1 protein-coding gene is annotated in these 558 nt (G+C 44.4%); it reads left to right on the plus strand.

Annotation, left to right across the window (positions count from 1 at the left end):
- The first annotated feature begins 30 nt into the window (after positions 1 to 30).
- Positions 31 to 441 (plus strand): cytidine deaminase, encoded by a 411-nt coding sequence (locus LIX84_RS23375; protein WP_226422279.1) that lies wholly within the window; start codon positions 31 to 33, stop codon positions 439 to 441.
- Positions 442 to 558: the final 117 nt, after the last annotated feature.

Genomic DNA, 558 nt, shown 5'->3' on the forward strand with positions numbered 1-558 from the left:
AGCGCACGATAAAATTGAATATGGATGGTCATGGATAATATCGAAAAAGAGCTCTATCAAGCAGCAATAGAACTAGTAAATATGCGATATCCTTCTGGTTGGGGTGGAGCTGCGGCTGTTAGAACAGAGTCAGGAAAAATATTAACAAGCATTGCTCCTGATACTCAAAACGATGCTCTTTCACTATGCATGGAGGTGGGAGCGTATTTAGAGGCTCACAAACTCAATGAGCGAGTGACCCACTCATTATGCCTGTGTCGTGTGAGCGAGAACGATGAATTTCTAATCTTGTCACCATGCGGAGTTTGCCAAGAGCGCCTCGTCCATTGGGGTGGGGATGTCAAAGCAGCAATTACGACTCCAGAGAATGCACTGGTTTTCAAGACTATACGAGAATTAATGCCTCATCATTGGTCACTTGTAAACGGCAAAGCGCTATAACAAACTGTTTAAGAGTGATTCGCAACGCGTGGCATTTTTACTATGCGTTGGTTTTAGTGTTTAAGGTGGTATGCGGTGGCTTCGGTATTGCGTTGCTCACACCTTAACAGGGCGTTA

The sequence above is a fragment of the Vibrio sp. E14 genome, assembly GCF_020515785.1.
Taxonomy (GTDB): Bacteria; Pseudomonadota; Gammaproteobacteria; order Enterobacterales; family Vibrionaceae; genus Vibrio; species Vibrio diabolicus.

Bases quoted from the DNA above. Each gene is read 5' to 3' on its own strand.
- LIX84_RS23375 (WP_226422279.1), top strand. From the start codon at position 31: ATGGATAATATCGAAAAAGAGCTCTATCAAGCAGCAATAGAACTAGTA.